Here is an 18,955-nt window from a genome sequence, read left to right as displayed (position 1 = left end):
TTCAGTTAGCAGTTAAAGTAAATTTCAAAGGGTTATTCGTGCGAAATGGCGCGGCAGGTAACCCCTCCTTATTATAAAAATTAGGCTGAGCCGACTCCGACCAGGCAAAGCGCGCGGCTACAGGTTTGGCAACCGATTGGGCCGATACCTCAACCGTATTTCCTTTTATTATGGCGGTGGCGGTTACAAAATTTCCATCGGCACCAGCAATGGTGAAATCGGTGAGCGGTTTACCGTCGTGACTTACCAAGCCGACACCCACGTGATCAAACTCAAGGATGATCTTGTCGCCGTTTATTTTCATGCTTTTGTACATCGGGCCCGAAAAAACTACCGGCTTTTTGTAGGTATTGGCAAGTGCCTGTAATTCAAGCCTCCTGCCTATCTCCCATTTAAATGGCGGGTGGATGTTTTTAAGGTCATCATTCAGATCGGTAGTGATAATCATCCCCGTATGTGGGATCTGCAATGCAGCGGCCTGGGCGTCGCGCAATTCGGGTTCTGTAAATGGCGTATAAGTTACCGGCCCTTTTCCCTGGGTGTAATAATAAGGCGCTATCTGCACGTAATAGAATGGCAGCGTTTTATCGCCCCATAGCTTACGCCAGTTGTTGATGAGCGCCTCCATTTTATAGGTATAACTGATGGTTTCGCCTAAAAAGCAATTGCTTTCGCCCTGGTACCATAAAAAGCCCTTCAGCGCAAAGGGGGCAACCGGCTCAATCATTTTGGCGTAGAACTTACCGGGATCACCCTCAATTTTAATGTTGTTGGCCTTAAAATACGGAATGGCATCAAAACCCTCCTGTGATACCCAGGGCTCAATCCTGCTGCCGCTCACCGCCGATGAAATAATACCTACCGGCACTTTCAAATCATTCTGCAGGTTTTTAGCAAAGAAATACCCTGCCGCAGAAAAAGCCCTCAAAGCCGAATCTTCGGCCACACTCCATCCCGAATGGGTAGAATCGGGCTTCAACATATTTTTCTGCGTAACCAGGAAAATCTTGATCTGCGGGTTATGCGCGCGGTCAAGTTCATCAACAGGCGAGTTTGAAGTGCTGGTATCCGGCTTTTTCACTTTGCTGTTTTTGCGCATTTCGTACTGCATGTTCGACTGGCCTGAGCAAAGCCACACCTCGCCTACCAATATATTTTGCAGTTGAATAGTGTTGGTACCTTTTATAGTTAATGTTGATGGTTTGGCTGATGCGGGCATCGCGTCGAGCTTTACCATCCATTTACCCGCCGCATCGGCCGTAGTTGCCTTTGTTTGTTTAGCAAACTTTACTGTTACCTTTTCGCCCGGCGAGGCTGTTCCCCAAACGGGCACGGGAGCATTACGCTGCAATACCATATTGTTGCCCAATATTTTAGGCAAAACAACCTGCGCCCCTGCAAGTCCGGGGCTAAGCAGGCAGATCGTCAACCAACAATATTTTATTAAGCGTAACATTAATAATTGCTTGTTTTAAATGATTTGATGTAGAACACGGCTTGCTTCGCTGCTTCTCCGGCATTTGGCCGGTCGAAATCCTGATCGGTAGGCGTATCTGCATCCGGAAACCTTCGGATATCCCCGGTACGGAACACTACCCGGTTTACGCTTAGCACCGGGGCAAAAAACAGGCCTGTAAGCACATCCTTGCCGTTTACATTCACAGTATAAAAGCGGGTATCGGTATTCAGCTTAATCACTATATGATATTGCGTACCGGCTTCATACTTCATGAAGTTTTTGTTGCGATAGCCGGCCTTGGTCCTGAATTGCCCTGCAGAATCAAGCGTAAGCCTGATAGCAGCCGTGCCTTTTTCATCCTGAAATTCGATATCCAGTGTACCTGTATTATTTTGCCCGGCTGTGATAGTGAAATCGGTCATCAGTTTTTTTGAAACGGGGACAACCCGTTCTGCTTTGGCAAAGTCAAATGGGTCGCTATCTTTTAGGGTTAGGGCTCGTTCGCCATCAGGTGACTTGTCGATAGCGGCAGGAGCCCATTGCGGGCTGTAAGTATTCCATTTTTCCAATTCCTTACCAACTGGCAGTTCGTTAAAGACCTCATTGGCATGCGCGTTCGCCTTTTCGGTAACCGGCACCGGGATAGATGATACCCAGATATCCTCTTTGTTCATGCTATAGGTTACCCAAAGTTTACCATCCGGAGGGATTCCGTTACCCTCTTCAATGCCACGTGTATATTGTGGCCCGTATGATTTATAAGCGCCGCCGTAACGCATAGTGGTGATCTCGCCGTTAACTAACAGCAGGTTGGTATAATCTAATCCGTCCTTACTAACCGATAAGGCCAGCGGCCAGCGAAATTCCGAAGGGTTGTAAACCGTGGCATATTTACCGTCGGATGTGCGTTGTCCCCAGATTTTGGCGTTGGCGGTTACAAAACGCGGTGCGCGGGCGGCATTTGTTGGCCAGGTTTTGCCATTATCAGTACTGATAGCGGTAAGCGCGTATTTCCAAAGCCCAACCACCCGACCGTCTGGCAGGTGATAAAAGTTAAATGCTTTATAATCCTTATGCAGCGGAATTAGCGGATCTTTCCTGTCGGTTTCCTCAACCCATTGCATCATCATCAGCGGGTTGGCCATCAACTCATCGCAAGCTTGTACAAAACCTTTGTCCTTACTTGTTTTATAAAAAGGATACGAGGTATTCTTTTCGTTCCATTTTGGATTGTAATGGATAAAATAGATCGACCCAAATTTGCCGTTTGGCAATATCTCGCGCACTACGCGGCCAATACCCAAGCCATCATTCGGGTCATCATGACCATCCAGGCAAATCCCATAGAAACCAAGCACCAGCAGGCGTTTTGATTTCGACGTATAAAAACCCATACGCTGGTGCATCACCGAATACAGGTCTTTCGCCACGCCTGGGTGCCCCTCTTTGGTAGTTCCATCAGGAATTTTATACTGAGGAAAAACTACCGTTGGTTTTGACCATGCTTCACCACCTTTTGAGGTTATGAGCAGGGTTTGTCCCGGTGGCACGCTTTCGCCTACCTTGTCGCTCAGGTATTCTACATAAAAAGTATTGTTCCAGTAGGCCAGCATGGGCGCATGGTTGTAGGTAAAACCAAACCCATCGGCCAGTTCCGGATGTTCACGGTTAGCCCTGAAGATCTGCTGACTGTGCACGCCTATCACCGGGCTTAATTGCCCGTGATGGTAATCGACATTGGCTAAAGTATTGCCACTGTAATGCACGGTATCCTGCGCACTGGCTATCGCGGCCATCGATAAAAAAAACAATATGATGATGAACTTATTCATGTTTAGCTGCTTTGCTTTGCCCGGCTGCCTGTAAAAGCTGCCTAAGCTGTTTTTGGGTGACTTTAAAAATGGTACCGTGCTTATGCCCTACAGGCACGCTCACGCTATCGGCCAGGTCGGTAAAAGTTTTAAAATCGGTTGTACGCATGGCGCCATATCTTTTTAAACGGTACGAATCATAATAAATCAGCCAGTTATCACCGGCTTTGGTCATGCTGGGGCCTTCACTAAAAGGCTCGGTAAATCGCGGAGTATAATTGCTATAAGGCCCCAGAGGATTATTACTAAAGGCCACGAGGATATTACGGTTAGGCCGGGTATTATCCTTCATCACCAGTGCATAATCATTTTTGGCCCGCTTTACGATCTCAGCATCAATTACGCTAAAACCCGGATCAAGGAAAAGCTGTGAGGGGCTGAAAGTTTTAAAATCTTTAGTTGTGGTGTAATACAGTCGGTGATTGTTATTTTCATCCTCGTGTCCCTTCGGAAAGCGGAATGGTACGGTTGAAGCCCAAACAATGATGAAATATTTGTTATCCTCGTCATAAAACAACTCCGGTGCCCAGGCATTCACCGCGGTGGGCTCATTAGCCATCACCTCAATATGCTCTTCGGCCGACCAATGGATCAGATCGCTCGAGCTGGCATAGCCTATGCCTTTGTCGTTTTTCCAGCCGGTTGTCCACACCAAATGGTAAACTCCATCGGGGCCCTGGGCTATGGATGGGTCGCGCATGATCTTGGCATCGCCAACCTCCGGTTTAATGAAAATATGATCGATGGCATTCCAGTGATAGGCATCATTACTGTATAAAAAACGCAAACCCTCATTAGCAGGCTCATGAAACGAGGTAAAAAGGTACACGCTTTTACTGGCCTTGCACGAAAACATCAATGCAACGGCAAATAGTAAGATGATATGTTTAATCGCCCTTTTCATTTATATCGCATCGATAATGAGCACCCAGTCGTTACCGTTTGATATTTTGCCGGGTGGCTTAAATTTTATTGTTTTAGCTTTCGCGAAGATGCCGATAGCCGTAGTTTGCCCGTTGCGCGGGTTAAACCATGATGCTTTCAGTTTTGTGCCTTCCAGTTTACCAGCATTGATATTAATCTCACGGCCGGTATAGGTATAAACAAAAGCATAATTTTTACCGCGGGCAGCTATTAGCCTGTTATACTTTTCGCCATTATTACCGGCGATCAGCGATTGATCCGGTACACGGTCAAGATATGGACGAGAAAGCATCAGTTTTTTCAGATAAACCATCTGCTTAGCTCCCGGATCATTAATTGAATTATACCAATATCCTTTGGAACCATAAGCGCTGTTCTTATCAGTCGGTTTGTGCATTTGCATCACATCATTATCGCCATAGGTATACCCGCAGGCCCCGGCAAAAACCGACCAGTAACCATAACGCCTTACATCGGCTGCTGTCCAGCGGGGTAGCTTGGTATCATGCAGGCCGTAAGGGATCTTTTCGTACGATGGCTCGGCATCAAGAGTTGGTTTTATGGGTGACAGGTTGTAATCTGTTTCAACATAACGCCAGTTATCTTCGCCGTATTTTAAATCTTTTTTGGAGGTATCCTGCGCGTAAGTACGATGACCCGATTGGAAACAATTGAAATCTAACCAATTCTCGTTATGAAACCATTTTGATGATTGCGTACGGCCACGAGGGTGATAAGTTATCAGATGTTTTCCGTCCAGTTCATGTAAAGTGTTACCAATAGCATTCCAGGTTTTTAATGAATCTGAACCGGCAATGTCGCCGCCATTCATCCAGATCACATTGGGGTGATCGCGGTATCTTTTGGCCAAAAATCCGGCATAAGCTTTTGCTTTATCAGCACCAATATGGCTTTCCTTAACTACCGATCCCCAAACAGGAACCAAGGCAACATATAATCCTTTTTCGGCAGCTTTGGTGATGATCCAGTCGATATGATCCCAATAATCGTATTCGTTTCCCTTGCCAAAGGTATTGCCGGGAGTTGTTTTTGGCAATGTGATATTCTTATTGCTTAGGGCAGAATCGCCATAGGCATTGGTTTCTTTGATGCTATGCACCACCATTACCTGTATCACGTTAAAACCCTGTTTGGCACGGACATCAAGGTATTGCTCGGCCTCTTCTCTTTTCAGTTTAGAGAACAGCAGCCATCCTGTATCACCCAGCCAAAAAAATGGCTTATCACCAGCCATAAAATAGCGGTGGTTAGCGGATATGCTTAAACGAGGCATTACATCGTTGCTTTTGAATGAAAAAAGCAATAAAGCAATGGCAATTAATATGGTAGATTTTTTAAGCATAATTATAAATTTATCAAGTTCCCCTCTTGAGAGGGGGCGCGTTAGGTTGAGCGTTGGCAGGGGTGTGTTTCTTCGGCGTTCATTATCGCTTTGTTAAACACACCCCTCCGCCCCTCTCAAGAGGGGAATCGCACTGGCCCTTTCTTCTTTAATCCCTCTATTTTTTCGAGCTCCCCTCTTGAGAGGGGGCGCGTTTGGCTGAGCGTTGGCAGGGGTGTGTTTCGTCCGCGTTTATTACCGCTTTGTTAAATACACCCCTCCGCCCCTCTCGAGAGGGGAATCGTGCAAGCCCTCCGCTTTTATTTTTTCCTAACCTTTCAATTCCTGCTCAGCCACAAAATTGCAGCCCCATTCCCCTGTCCTTTAATTTCTGTATTTGCAGCACCTTTTATCGTTTCAGCACCGGGTAAAAGCTCGCCGGTTTTAGGGTCGATCCATTGCGCTTTGTAACTAACACCGGCCGATAAATCAAGGTGAATCCCACCGCCATTACTATAAACGATATACCCTTTTGATGAAGCTAACGCCCATTGATCTTTAGGCGAACCCGGCAGCTCGGCAGGTTTCATACCGCTCGCATCGGCTAAAAAAGCTTTATTGGTATTGGCAGGAAGGACCGGCAATGATCCGCCTGCAATAAATATCGCCCAGCCAAAATGATCATAACCATCAGCAGAATAAAGCACAGCTTTATCCGGGTATTTGGTACGGTACTCATGTACCGCACGATAAACCTGCTCAAATGATGAAGCCTTGGGTTTAAAGATGCGGGCTTGCTGGCGCGGGGCTAGGCTTTGGCCGCCAATGGGTTCATAGGCCGTTCCGTTGGCCTGGTAATACCAATAACGAATATCTATAACATTGATGACCGAAGCTGTTGCCGGATTGGACAGGATAGCATCCTGCACATCTTTTGTAGCGCTTAAAGCGATAATCTGTTTCTTTTTATGTGTGGTTTCCCATTGTTTAATGGTTTCTACCCAAAATTTCATGAAATGCAGCGGACCGGTAAACTCCGCTCCAATCTGCTGGATCACCCCGGTATTACCTGCAAAGTTGTCCATACATTTATTGATGTAGGCAATGTGAAGCTTGCGCCTTGCCGGGTCGGTTTCGTCATAAAACTGCTCAGCCATAAACTGGCGTTTGTCGCCGGCATAAGGTACAGGCTCCGGGAAACCGGTGCCATTAATATTATTTGCCGTGCGCCATGGAAAATCGGTATAGTGCGCCCCAGCCTCAATAATATTGTGCTGAAAATAATTTTGGTGAACCAATACAAAACCTTTCTCATCGGCCAAGTCAGCAAATTGTTTCAGGCGGTTCCAGTACCAGGTATTGTATTTAGTCAGGTCGTATTTGCTTAAGCCGTCGTAGGCCAGTTCTTTTCCGCTCCGGGCAAAAGGCAGTTCATAAAACGGAGCCCAAACATCGCCGTCCATCCGGCGGATACGCTCGTGATCATCGCGGCGGCGATCATACCATAAGCCATAGTTGTGTTCAAATACCACGATATTATCTTTCCGCATCCAATCGGTTACCGCGTTAAGATCATCCGTTAACCCTGTGCCGGTTTGGCCGGGTACCCAACGGGAGATGGCGGGTTTAGCTTCCTTTTCAGTATAATCGGGATGAACAGTGCCGTTCCACCACGGGGTTTCAAAATGCTTGCCTGTTAAAACGATGTTACCACGGGTGAGCCAGCCGTTGGTAACACTCATTTTGGGTGCCAATGTAGCAACAGCCGGGCGTTTATATCCTATTTCATCAATAGTTTTGGCACCTGCCGATTCAATGTTAATCGAATTTCTTTTAGGCGACTGATCAATCCAGTTACTGATGGTAAGTGCAGGTTTACGGGCCGCTGCCATCAGTTCGGCTGCCTGCTCAACTGTCGGGCTGCTTGATGGTTCGGTGGCCGGGTACAGGATATCGGCTTGTTTGCTTACATCTTTATTTAAGCGGTTAGCTAACTGCGTGTAATAAAAACTTCTTGGGCTTATGGTGCTGTTTGATGTACTCCAGTAGCCATCACCTGCAAATTGCGCCCAGGTACCAAAAGCCCAGTTTTGAGCCGTTGGCGGCTGATAGCAATCCACACGAGCTGCGGTACAATTCCAGAACAGGCTGTTGGCGGCGCTCCATCCGGCGCCTTGTCCGTCCTGTCCACGGTTCATATAGCTCAGGGGTTGACCATCTATGTTTGCGATATCAAATAAAACGCCCGAGGCCCAGCTATCAATACCTCCGCTAAAACCCAGCGAACCTACCGACATACATTGCACAAAAGCGTTTGGCCCCGGCGCGCAATACCCGGTAGCAAAATCATGAAAACCCTGTTCGGAGTATAAACGTTGAAAAAGGTTTTGCCCCCCCATAGTAAGAAACGTATTACGGCGCTGTCCCCCTATTTCTGAAACCGGAGCAAGCGATTTACAATCCTCAACCGTTACCCGGTTTCCGGTAACACCAACAAATACTGTCGAACCTGCAAAATGCTCAAAGGTTACCTGGCGTACCCAGGCATCGCTAACATTTTCCATTGTGATAGCCATCCAGCGGTGGGCTTCATCTTTTGCGTTTGAAGCATCGTAAGCTGATTGCAGTTTTAAGTTTTCGACCCCCACTTGCACAATTCTGCCGGGCCATTGGTAAGAGGCTATCAAACCACCGCCGTATGCAGTATCCAATGCTGTTGTTAAAGGTGCGTCAAGGGTTATGGTATTGCCATCTATTGCTGTTACCTTGCGGTCCCAGTAAATATCCCGTTCGCCGGGTTTCCAGGCCAGGGCGGTTAAATCGCCACCAAAATGATCGGTTTTGATGGCACTGATCCAGGCTTGTGTGCTCGGGCGATGGATCAAAACCAGATCTCCGGTTTTAATATTTGTGCCATCTGCAATATGTAAAGTGTTGGCATTTACCGGCACATAGGCGTCGGTAATTTTAATTTCTTTAGATGTTTGCCGGTCGTTTTTTCCGGTAACATGGATAAAGGTTTCCCTGTCGGTCCCGGCTGCAAATAGCGTGGTGCCGTTGACGCCCATTCCGCTTCCGCGTAAAACAACGCCGGATGCGTTAATTTTGAGGCTACCATTAACCTGATATACCCCTTTGTTAAGCAATACCGCTCCGCGAAAGCCATCGTTATCGGCAGGTAAACCAGCTACGTAATCTAAGGCAGCCTGGATCCTCAGTGTAGCATCCCCCGCTTTTATGGGCACTACAACTTTTACAGGCACAAAAGGGATAGGCTTTTCGGAAGCCATATATCCGCAATATGAAAAATCAGGAATGCGGTCGCCGTTGGGAGCAACCACATAATTTAGCTTGCCGTTTTTATCGGCAGCAACAGGCGGTTGGGGTTTAGGGGCTTTTTTCTTATCCTGTGCAAATAAGGGGGAATGCATAAACATCCCCCCAGTCATTAAACCAACCCAAAAATAAATCCTTATAAACCTCAATCCCCGCATTATAGTGTCTTTATTATTTTAACGAAGCCAATTTCTTTTCGCCTTTAGCGGCTACTGTATTTAAATATACTTCGATATTGGTATAACCGCCACCATTTTTTGCAGGCAGGGCCGAATCTTTACCATCTTTAGGGTTTAAGCCATGAGCCAGTTCCCAATTGTCGGGCAAGCCATCATTGTCCGAATCTTTGTAAGGCGTGCCTTTATATTCAGGATAACCACCAACCTGCCATGGAGCAGTGATGATACCCAGTTTGTACGAGTCTTTAGGTAATTTACGCACTTTAAACTGGTAAGCAGTATCGGTGTTCATTTCTTTGTAAGTGATCTTACCTGTACGTACCTGTTCGGTGATGCGCACATCAACCGGATCGCGTTTTGGCAGTGTTGCGCCGGCATTAGCGATAACAAATTTAAAGGCATCCTTTGCCGATAGGATAGTCATCGGAGGCATCGGGAACGGAACATCCGATTTCATGTAATCCTTGTATTGGCCGGCGTCAGGCAATTCTTTGCCACCAGGGCCTTCAACCTGGATGCCACCGTTCCACGCATCTTTAGTTACTTCGGGATAACCTTCCATAATATTACCTGATGCATAAACACGACCAAATACTTTTTCCTTCAGCTTGCTCCTGCCCGATTCCGGTTTCAGGATACGGTGACCAACCGGCTCATCTTTAGGTGTAACCGGACCAGGTTTAAAGTAGTTATTGATCACGTTGTAATTGGTGGTATAATCGCCGCCGTCCATTGAACGGTGATGCCAGTTAAATACCACATTGTTTACAAAGTTGTATACGCCATTCCAGCCAACAGATGGGTTACGACCAGTGTTATCTGCCCAAAGGTTACGCATTAATGAACTGTTTTCGCCGCCTGTTGTTGAACCGAAAGCATGGTTCCAGTAATCCAATGATTCTGAGTAGATACAGTTCTGGATGGTGATGTTCACGGTACCCAGCTTTTCTTCTTTCGAGCCATCCCCCGGATCAAACATGTGACGGTACATGGAAAAGTTTTCGTCCAGGCCCCAGCTTGCAGATACGTGATCGGCAATGATGTTGCCCACCGGGTTGCCACCCAAAGCATCATCACGGCGGCCAACATTGGTTTCGCCGCGGCGGAAACGCATATAACGGATCACAACATCATGTGTATTCACCCAAAATGATTCGCCTGCAATACAAACGCCATCACCCGGAGCAGTTTGGCCTTCAATAGTAATATACGGAGCCCTCACGATAATCGGTGTTTTGATGCGGATAATGCCCGCAACATTAAATACCACAATACGCGCGCCGCCTTTTTCGCAGGCCTCGCGCAAAGTGCCGGGACCGCTATCTGCTAAACTGGTAACTACATATACCTTACCACCGCGGCCCCCAAAAGTAAATTTGCCACCGCCCTCGGCACCCGGGAATGCCGGGATCTTAGCCTGCGGCAGGTCGGTTGGACGCGCGGCCCATGGTACATATACCTTGCCTCGCCTTTGATCGGCCTGGATAATGGGCAGGGCAACCGCCCATGCTGAATCTGAACGACGGGTAGCCTCTTTCATCAAAGCCTCACTCTCTGCTTTAACCTTTTCTGGTATTTCCGGGTATTGGGCAAAAGCCGGTTTAGCTAAACCCAATGCCGCTGCTACTAAAAATAAAGCTGTGTGTTTTTTCATATCTGTATTCGTAATCTTCTTTTGTTAAATGGTTAGCAGGCACCCATCGTTCAATTAATTTATTATTGAAGCGGATCAAACGGCCCACCCCAGGTGTTATTTTGCTGTAAATTGATATTATTTAACAATGCCGCCGAAGGGATCCCGAAAAAGTAATCGCCCGACTGAACCGCAATGTTATAAGAATCCATAGTTTTAGTTTTAACGGTGAAAGATGTGCTGTACAGGGCATCCAATGATGCAGCTGCTAAAGCATCTCTTGTACCGGTAAGATAATCTTTACCGCTTGCGTTGTTATTAAGGGTAACTGTAAGCCCCGTTCTCTTTTTACCGTTCAATGTACTTTCGAGCAGTTTACGGCGACGAAGGTCCCAATAGCGTTTACCTTCAAAGGCAAATTCAATTTTACGTTCATTCATGATAGCGTTGATCATCTGGTCAGGGCTCATACCTGCGTCTAAACCGTACAGGTTATCAGCACCAGCTTCAATACCCGCGCGTTTCCTGATGGCGGCAATATTGGTATAACCGGTAGTTACGTTACCTAACGCGGCGGCACATTCGGCCTGGTTCAATAAAACTTCGGCATAACGGATCTCCATCCAATCTGTACCAACATATGGTGTATTTGCCACACTGACGTTAGGGTCAATAGCTTTGCGCAGGTAGAAACCTGAGCCTGTTGCTGATGCCGGTTCAGTGGTTTTAACACCGGAACCATCCGCTTTATTGTAATAAAAGTAAGTCCACAAACGATAAGAGCTATTGCCGTTTATAGGCCAGTTACAACCGTTGTAGGCAATAGTTTTGTTAAACCTTGGATCGCGGTTATCAAAAAACTTTGCATCATCATATGTATACTTTAAGGAGGTACCTGGTGCTTTTCCGTCAAGCATCGGGTATGATTTTACAATATCCCATGTAGGTTGATTGGAGCCGCCTTTAGTACCTAAATAGGCCGGACGAGTCGCGTTATCATAGGTATTGTTATTCTGGTTTTGATCGGTTGATGATGTGTTAAAACCTGTTATCAAAATTGCTTCCGGATTGCTGCTGTTTTCGGTAAACCACATATTGTCATACGAAGGGTTTAAACCGTAGTTATTAGCGGACAATATCTGCATTGCCTTATCATTGGCATCAGCAGCTGTTTGCCAGCGGGCCGCATCATTGCTGGGGTTAAACTGAGGACTTGCATACGTTAGCAACACCCTTCCTTTAAACGCAGCAGCAGCAGCCGATGAAATACGACCGTAATCGCTGCCACTCCATTTGGCGGGCAGATATTTTATGCAGCTGTCCAGATCGCTCACAATTTGTTTAAAACATTCTGAGGTTTTGTTACGAGGCAAAAGCGCCGCGTTTTTGGCGTCCTGACCAATAGCATCAAGCGGTTTTAATACCAATGGAACACCTCCATATAACCTTACCAGGTCAAAATACCTGAAAGCCCTCCAAAAATAAGCCTGTGCTTTATACCTGTTTTTGGTAGAGGCAGGCAAGGTGCTGGCGTCGAGATCCTGCAGGGTTTGGTTAATGTTACGGATCCGGCCGTAGTTATTGCTGATATTCACCGAGGTACCGATGTCACCAACAGTTTCGATGGTAACCGTGCCTTTTACGTATGCGTTATCGCTGTAAAATTCGTCGCATTTGTCGCCCCCGCTGCCAATAGCGCCGCCGGTATCGCCAAACCAGCCAGGCTGGTTTGCTGTATACAGGTAATTGATGTTTAAAATAGCCACCGTTGAGTCATTAAAAATCTGACCGGGGGTGCTGTGTGTAAGATCTTCCTTATCAAGCACTTTTTTACAGTTTGTAAACAGGGCTGATACGATCAAAGCTGCAAATATGGTTTTAAATAATTTCATGTCTTTCAAAGTTTAGAAGCCTAAGTTTAAACCAAAAGATACTGTGCGTAAGTTGGGATATGCCCCAAATGGTGATGAAATATCACGATAATGTTCGGGGAACGGGTTTACAAAGTTGATTGGGTTTGTAGCTACCACATACGCCCTTATGCTTGACATGCCGAGCCTTTTGGTGATGGAAGCAGGCAGGGTATAGCTTAAGTTAGCACTGGAGATATTCCAGGTGAAGGGGCTAACAAACCAAAAATCACTTGTAGCACTCACATCGTCCGAGTAATAAGGGTCGGGATATTTAGCATTTGGATTAGATGGGGTCCAGTGATCGGCCCAGAATACAGGCCTGTTCTGGTTAGCCGTGGCTTGTTTAATGGCGGCGCTCTCAATTGATTGGTTGCCACCCCAGCTCATTCCCATAACCACATTTAAGCTTAAAGTTTTATACGCACCGCCAAAGTTCAGACCAAGATTGTAGTGGTTTGATGATTTCTTACCTAAATAAAACTGGTCGTTGAGATCGTTTTGTTTGATAACACCGTCGCCGTTTTTGTCAACGTAATTGATCATACCAGGTGAAGGCACGTAACCAAAAATCTTAACGTTTTGCGCGCCACCAGCTGCTGCGGCCCTTTCTGCAATGATCGCGTCGGCATCGGCTTGTGTACGGATAATACCGAGTGATTTGTATCCCAGTGTTCCCTGATCGCTTGATTTACCGGTCAAATCCTGAATGGTACCCACCTGCGCTGCAGCGATATCGTATTTAATGTATTTATTATCACTCCAGGAAAAGAACGGGCTAAAATTATAGCTAAAATTAGAACCGATTTTGTCTTTCCAGCTTACAGAGATCTCGTATCCGAAAGTATTGACAATACCATAATTTTCGGCAGATGGCGCTGCGCCTATAGTTACAGGAACTGAAGTGTTCAGCGATGCAAGCATATCATAGCGGTGCTCCCAGAAATAATCGGCCGAAACTGATAAGCGGTTACCCAGGAAAGCGGCATCTAAACCGTAGTTTGTTTTCAGGTCATGGTCCCAGGTTAAATTAGCGTTCGGGATAGCGATATTTAGCAGTGCGCCGAGGCCCCTGTCGCTATTGCCGCCGAAAACAGCACCGCCTTTGTTGCCGGTACCAAACTGGTAGTTAACCGCGTATAAGAATGACGGTGTATTATCAGAACCCAACAAACCTACCGAACCTCTGAATTTCAAAAGATCAACAAAGCTTACTGATTTAAAGAAGTTTTCTTTTGAAACTACCCAGCCTGCTGAAGCCGAAGGGAAATATCCCCACTGGTGGCCCGGTGCAAAGTTGGTATTGGCATCCGCCCTCATGGCCAATTCAACCAGGTATTTATCGGCGTAGGCATAATTTATCCTACCTGCAACAGCTTTACGGCCATATTCCTTCACCAATGTGGCCTGGTTTGACGATTGATCACCGATGGTGAATGTTTGGTTATCTTTTCCGCCTACAATTACTCCGTCGGCTTCGGCAGCTACACCTTCACTATATGACTCATATTGCTCATACAAAGCCAGTGCAGTAATTTCATGCGCCCCAAAACGTTTATGGTAAGTAAGGTTGGCGTTGAACTGGTAATTATCTGCCATTGTAGGGGTAAGGCGCACCCTGTCGCCATTTTTAATAGCTTTTACGCCTACCACAGTTCCTCCCGGAATATGGTTATTGTCGCCTTCGCCCGAGTATTGGTTGTAATAAAACGTTGAGCCATATTGCTTGTTAAAGGCATTATTAAGATTACGGTTGTAGCTAACATTGGCAGTTAAGCCGCTAATACCCGGAATTTCGTAACTCAAATTGGCTAAACCATTAAATACAGTGTTATTGTTACCTGTGTAGTTGTTAGAATTTTGAACAGCAAAAAAGTTAAGGTTATCGTTATTGCTGGTTCCTAAATATACAGGATGCCCGTCGATAAAATATTTTTGCCATGGTGGTGCCTGGTTAAGCGACAGAAAGTCGTTATCGGGGCTTTCGCTGGTACTTGATAGTTTATACCAGTAAATTTTGCTTTTGGCAAGATCTTCGCTCAATGACAATGACAGTTTTAAACCTTTCGCCACTTTTGCATCAACACTGGCCCTGAAGCCGAAGCGGTTGGTATTTACCCCTTTAAAGTTAGAGTTTTGGTTAACATAGTTGGCACCTGCAAAATAGGTAACCTTATCATTACCGCCGGTTATGCTAAGCGCGTTCCTGCTGGTTACTGCCGGTTTAAACGCCTGCTCCAGGAAATTTTGGTTATTAGCTTTAAAATACTCAAGCTCATCAGGCGTATAATATTTTAAGTCTTTATTGCTTAAATCGCCGTTGATATAACCTTCGGGTGTTATGGTGTGGTTATACCTGGTTTGCTCAATATCATTCAAATAAGTAGCCATCTGAAAGCCCGACATCATTTTAGGAAGCTGAATTGCATCGGCAATACCTACTGATGAACTGAAGCTTACCTTTGGCCCGCCGGCCTGGCCGCGTTTGGTTGTTACAACGATAACGCCATTCGCGCCTAAAATACCGTATATGGCAGCGGCAGCATCTTTCAATATCGAAATGTTCTCCACCTCACTTTGATCAAGCAGGTTGAAATCTGCTTCACTACGTTGTACACCATCAATAATGTACAATGGTGTTGTACTTCCACCATTCTTTGCCAGAAAGACTGGGTTACGGATAGTGATGGTTCCGCTTTGGCCTGGCCTTGCAATACCACCGGTAACACTTACCGCAGCATTGGTTCCGCGTAATGCGGCAGCAAGATTAGTGGTTGGTATATCCTGGATAGTTTTCATATCCACCGCGGCAACAGCACCTGTTAAGTGGACCTTCTTTTGAGTACCGTAACCTACTACCACAACCTCATCGAGGGCATTTTGTGATGGTACCATTTTAAAGTCGGCATTCATTTCGCCAATCTTCAGTGTTTTTTCCTGGTAATTGTATCCAAGAAATTTAGCCCCAACCACAATGGCCTGCAGATTAGTAGCCTTAATTGAATATTTACCATCGGCATTGGTGATAGTACCTGTAGTACTGCCCTTTACCTGGATGGCAACCCCTGGCAGGGGAGCACCTTTTTCGTCCGTAACCGTACCTGTTATATTACGGTCCTGGGCTTTTAGCGCGCTGCCTAAGCACAGCAACACCGAAAGTAAGAGGAAAAGTTTTCTCATAAACTTGATAATTTAATTTTCATGATCAGGTTAATTAATTAGTATAATTGGTTTGCCCGGCTAAAGCTTATTTCATGATACCGGGATATTTAGGTTAGTTCAAAAATTATTGTTTTGCTGCCTGCCGCTCTTTGATCCGTTTTTGCCACTCTTCACCCTCCTTTTTCATATCGTAGCCCTGTGCGGATAGGTAATTATTAATGCGGCCCTTAAACTTCCCAAACCAGGCATGTTTTTTCTCTGCCGATTCGGCATCTATAGCATTCTCCCTGGCTTCAAGCAGCCATCCTTTAATTTTGTCTTTTTGCTCCCCGGTAAGGGTAGGTATTTCATCCTGGTAAGCGGTATAAGTGATTGGATAAATGCGGTAGGTCATACCGTCTTTTATTTTATCAACCTCATCAGCGCTTAATTCCTTATTCAGCTTATTGATATATGAGGTATGTAAAACCTTAACCTGCTTAGCCACATTACTATCTACAAGGGCGATTTTGGCATTGGCACCTGCTTTATCATCGGGCATCTGGGTTTTAATATCATTTACTTTCGCTTTACGCGCATCATAAATGGTGTTCAAATCACTGTACTGGGCAACTACAATATCACGCACTTTCTTAAATTTTACCGAGTCGGTGATGCCTGCTCCTGTAATAATTTTGTTTGAACGTTCGGTTATAACTTTTATGTAGTTGTTATCCACTGGTGCCTGCGCGAAAGCCTCACTGATTGCAACTGATAATAACAATATCACTATGTATTTAAAGTGTTTCATGGTTGTTTCAATTGGTTAAATTCTTTACAGTTTTTATAAAAGCCTTAAAAAAAGTATATAGTATCCTGCCATTTTTTACACAATTAATTGTTCATATCACAATTAATCAACTGTTAAAATCTTGTCAGTTCTAAAAGCCTGATAAAAAGTATAATTAATTTTATTGGTTTATATTTCCTGGTATCCTGCAGCCTGATTTACAAGTTGCTTTAACAAATATCAATGGTTAGCCTTTGCCTTTCCTATTTGTATTTATCTATTTATTATACAATCTTATCATAACCCGCTTTTCGTGTTAACGTAATTTTTTGTCAAAAGAAAATTACATTGGTGCAAATTGAGTTTGATTAAAAATTACTACTTTTAAAATATAAACCAGCGCGACGCATACTTAATTGTCCGCTCACCTGCTAATCTTTATTGATTTTTACAAAATGAAGCCCCATTTTCTCAAGGTTGCGGTTAAACCGCAAAATTCATTCAGTATCAGGCATGATATTTTGCCCACCTTCCGGGGTATCTGGCACTACCATCCCGAGCTTGAATTACACTACGTAATAAAGGGCGAAGGGGTTAGGTTTATTGGTGATAATATCAGCAATTTTTCGCCAGGCGAAATCACATTGCTGGGAGAGGCCCTACCACACTGCTGGCGCTGCAAGGATGAATATTTTTTGCCCGAATCCGGATTGAATGTTGAGGTGATCGTGATCCATTTTTTGCCCGACTGCCTTGGTCGTTATTTGTTAAACTTACCTGAAGCGTTCATGTTGCCCAAGCTTTTTGAAAAGGCCAAAAGTGGTATGGTAATTAAGGGTGAAGCAAGAACCGAGCTGGCCAAACTGATGCGGCAGGCGGCTGAAGCTACCAACCTCGACAGGATCATTATCCTGCTATCGATACTTAAAGTGCTGGCCGAAAACGAGGACTTTGAACCGATAACATTATCGCACAGCGACTTCCACCAATCAAACGAATCGGATACTATCCGCCTTAATAAAGTATGCTCCTATACGCTGGCCAACTATAAACAGGAGATCAGCCTGGAAAAAATAGCGGCCATTGGCAACCTCAGTGTCACCTCCTTTTGCCGGTATTTTAAACTGATGACCAAGAAAACGTATTTTGATTTTTTAACCGAGATCAGGATCAGTCATGCCTGCCGGTTTTTGATTGAGGACAAATTACCCACCGAGGTTTTGTGCTTTGAATGTGGTTACAACAACATTTCAAACTTTTACCGTCATTTTAAAAGGGTAACCGGCATGACTCCGCTTGAGTATAAACGCCGGTATATTAAAGGACAAAAGCAGGCAATTTCTGCTTGATTTTTGTTAAGTCTCAAGTCCTTAGTCGAAAGTCTTAAGTCAAATCATGACTTCTTACTTAGAACTTAAGGCTTTCGACTTAAGACTAATAGATACCGATCTCACTTTGAAGTGTAGTGTAATTAGCGTACAGATCTTCTATTTTATTGCGGATGGCCGGCGAAAAGTAACCAACATCGCGCCGGGTGGTGGTTGTAATTTTAAGCCCACGTTTAGTAAGATAATATTTAGCAATAACCGGGTAAACATTGTGCATTACATCCATGTTTTCGGTTAAAAATTCCTGCACCATGGCAACCTCATGCTGCCGCGATGCATCGGCATAATGATCACACAACCAAACAATAAGCTCCGGAAAAAAATTTCCCTGAATGCATGACAACCCGGCCGAACCTGCTATAAGTGATTCAACCGCGTGAACCATATAAGCATCATACAGCCCAAACGCCGGATTAACTTTGCTTGCCTCCAATTTCTGTTTTACCACGTCAATTTTAAGGCAGGTATCTTTATGATATATTACCCTGCCTGTTGCTGCAAAATGATGAAGCTGTTCTGCCGATAATAACCTTTTGTATGGCACCGGGCATTCGTAAAAGCCTAAAGGGATATTTTCAGTATGATTGAACAGTTCAAAAACACGGTCATTAAGTACAGCATCCGGTTCATCGGCATCAGCCAGCAAACTTGTAATGGCAATCACCGCCGAAGTACCTGTATCATATACCTTTTTTATAAAATCGGCTTGTTTTTCAATTGGCCCGCCAAAGGTACCGGTGGCCACGACAGGAACAGCGCCGTCAACAGTTTCAACCACGTGTTTGATAATTGCTAACCGCTCCTCACCACTCAATTCAAACATTTCGCTCGACAGGCAATTGGCAAACACACCAGCCGCACCCGCGCGCAGGTACATTTCGGTTAAGCGGGTCAGCGCTGCATAATCAATAGCACCGTTATCTTTAAAAGGCGTTAACATTACCGGGATAAAACCCTTTTTTGATTGTTCCATTTGATGATT

The 18,955-nt window shown here is 45.2% G+C and carries 11 protein-coding genes; 1 reads left to right on the top strand and 10 read right to left on the bottom strand.

Annotated features, from left to right (window positions below; genetic code table 11):
- Position 1: 1 nt before the first annotated feature.
- The 9 genes from FHW88_RS02755 to FHW88_RS02715 all read right to left on the bottom strand — a co-directional run bounded on the left by FHW88_RS02755 (position 2) and on the right by FHW88_RS02715 (position 16,606).
- Positions 2-1,456, bottom strand: a complete 1,455-nt coding sequence (locus tag FHW88_RS02755) for a sialate O-acetylesterase (protein WP_255485199.1) — start codon at positions 1,454-1,456, stop codon at positions 2-4.
- Complete coding sequence (locus FHW88_RS02750; RefSeq protein WP_176622983.1) at positions 1,456-3,291, bottom strand: six-hairpin glycosidase; 1,836 nt, start codon at positions 3,289-3,291, stop codon at positions 1,456-1,458. Before FHW88_RS02750 ends, FHW88_RS02755 begins: the two co-directional genes overlap by 1 nt.
- A complete protein-coding gene (locus FHW88_RS02745) occupies positions 3,284-4,234 on the bottom strand; it encodes a glycoside hydrolase family 43 protein (protein WP_176622981.1) in 951 nt (316 codons plus the stop codon). The genes FHW88_RS02750 and FHW88_RS02745 overlap by 8 nt, the downstream gene beginning before the upstream one ends.
- Positions 4,235-5,617 carry a glycoside hydrolase family 140 protein gene (locus FHW88_RS02740; protein ID WP_176622979.1) on the bottom strand — a complete coding sequence of 461 codons (1,383 nt, stop codon included), beginning with the start codon at positions 5,615-5,617 and terminating at the stop codon, positions 4,235-4,237.
- Positions 5,618-5,934: 317 nt separating this feature from the next.
- A complete protein-coding gene (locus FHW88_RS02735; RefSeq protein WP_255485198.1) occupies positions 5,935-9,027 on the bottom strand; it encodes a DUF6298 domain-containing protein in 3,093 nt (1,030 codons plus the stop codon).
- Positions 9,028-9,103: 76 nt separating this feature from the next.
- Positions 9,104-10,765, bottom strand: coding sequence for a polysaccharide lyase (locus tag FHW88_RS02730; RefSeq protein WP_176622976.1), 1,662 nt, complete (start codon positions 10,763-10,765; stop codon positions 9,104-9,106).
- Between the two features lie 62 nt (positions 10,766-10,827).
- Entirely contained in the window at positions 10,828-12,636 is a 1,809-nt protein-coding gene (locus tag FHW88_RS02725; protein WP_176622974.1) for a RagB/SusD family nutrient uptake outer membrane protein, read from the bottom strand.
- A gap of 12 nt (positions 12,637-12,648) precedes the next feature.
- Positions 12,649-15,834: a SusC/RagA family TonB-linked outer membrane protein gene (locus tag FHW88_RS02720; RefSeq protein WP_176622972.1), complete on the bottom strand. Its 3,186-nt coding sequence runs from the start codon at positions 15,832-15,834 to the stop codon at positions 12,649-12,651.
- Positions 15,835-15,940: 106 nt separating this feature from the next.
- Positions 15,941-16,606, bottom strand: coding sequence for a DUF3826 domain-containing protein (locus FHW88_RS02715; protein ID WP_176622970.1), 666 nt, complete (start codon positions 16,604-16,606; stop codon positions 15,941-15,943).
- 434 nt (positions 16,607-17,040) lie between these two features.
- Between FHW88_RS02715 and FHW88_RS02710 the strand changes: the two genes are divergently transcribed.
- Entirely contained in the window at positions 17,041-17,934 is an 894-nt protein-coding gene (locus tag FHW88_RS02710; RefSeq protein WP_090531643.1) for an AraC family transcriptional regulator, read from the top strand.
- 85 nt (positions 17,935-18,019) lie between these two features.
- On the opposite strand, the gene FHW88_RS02705 is transcribed toward FHW88_RS02710, so the two are convergent.
- Positions 18,020-18,946, bottom strand: a complete 927-nt coding sequence (locus FHW88_RS02705; protein ID WP_176622968.1) for a dihydrodipicolinate synthase family protein — start codon at positions 18,944-18,946, stop codon at positions 18,020-18,022.
- Between the last annotated feature and the right edge of the window lie 9 nt (positions 18,947-18,955).

It is taken from the genome of Mucilaginibacter sp. SG538B (genome assembly GCF_013376065.1).
GTDB lineage: Bacteria > Bacteroidota > Bacteroidia > Sphingobacteriales > Sphingobacteriaceae > Mucilaginibacter > Mucilaginibacter rubeus.
This window is presented reverse-complemented; position numbering and strand designations above follow the sequence as displayed.

Coding starts and splice junctions, on each gene's coding strand:
- FHW88_RS02735 (WP_255485198.1), bottom strand. CDS start 9,027: ATGCATTCCCCCTTATTTGCACAGGATAAGAAAAAAGCCCCTAAACCC.
- FHW88_RS02705 (WP_176622968.1), bottom strand. CDS start 18,946: ATGGAACAATCAAAAAAGGGTTTTATCCCGGTAATGTTAACGCCTTTT.
- FHW88_RS02750 (WP_176622983.1), bottom strand. CDS start 3,291: ATGAATAAGTTCATCATCATATTGTTTTTTTTATCGATGGCCGCGATA.
- FHW88_RS02720 (WP_176622972.1), bottom strand. CDS start 15,834: ATGAGAAAACTTTTCCTCTTACTTTCGGTGTTGCTGTGCTTAGGCAGC.
- FHW88_RS02740 (WP_176622979.1), bottom strand. CDS start 5,617: ATGCTTAAAAAATCTACCATATTAATTGCCATTGCTTTATTGCTTTTT.
- FHW88_RS02755 (WP_255485199.1), bottom strand. CDS start 1,456: ATGTTACGCTTAATAAAATATTGTTGGTTGACGATCTGCCTGCTTAGC.
- FHW88_RS02745 (WP_176622981.1), bottom strand. CDS start 4,234: ATGAAAAGGGCGATTAAACATATCATCTTACTATTTGCCGTTGCATTG.
- FHW88_RS02725 (WP_176622974.1), bottom strand. CDS start 12,636: ATGAAATTATTTAAAACCATATTTGCAGCTTTGATCGTATCAGCCCTG.
- FHW88_RS02730 (WP_176622976.1), bottom strand. CDS start 10,765: ATGAAAAAACACACAGCTTTATTTTTAGTAGCAGCGGCATTGGGTTTA.
- FHW88_RS02710 (WP_090531643.1), top strand. CDS start 17,041: ATGAAGCCCCATTTTCTCAAGGTTGCGGTTAAACCGCAAAATTCATTC.
- FHW88_RS02715 (WP_176622970.1), bottom strand. CDS start 16,606: ATGAAACACTTTAAATACATAGTGATATTGTTATTATCAGTTGCAATC.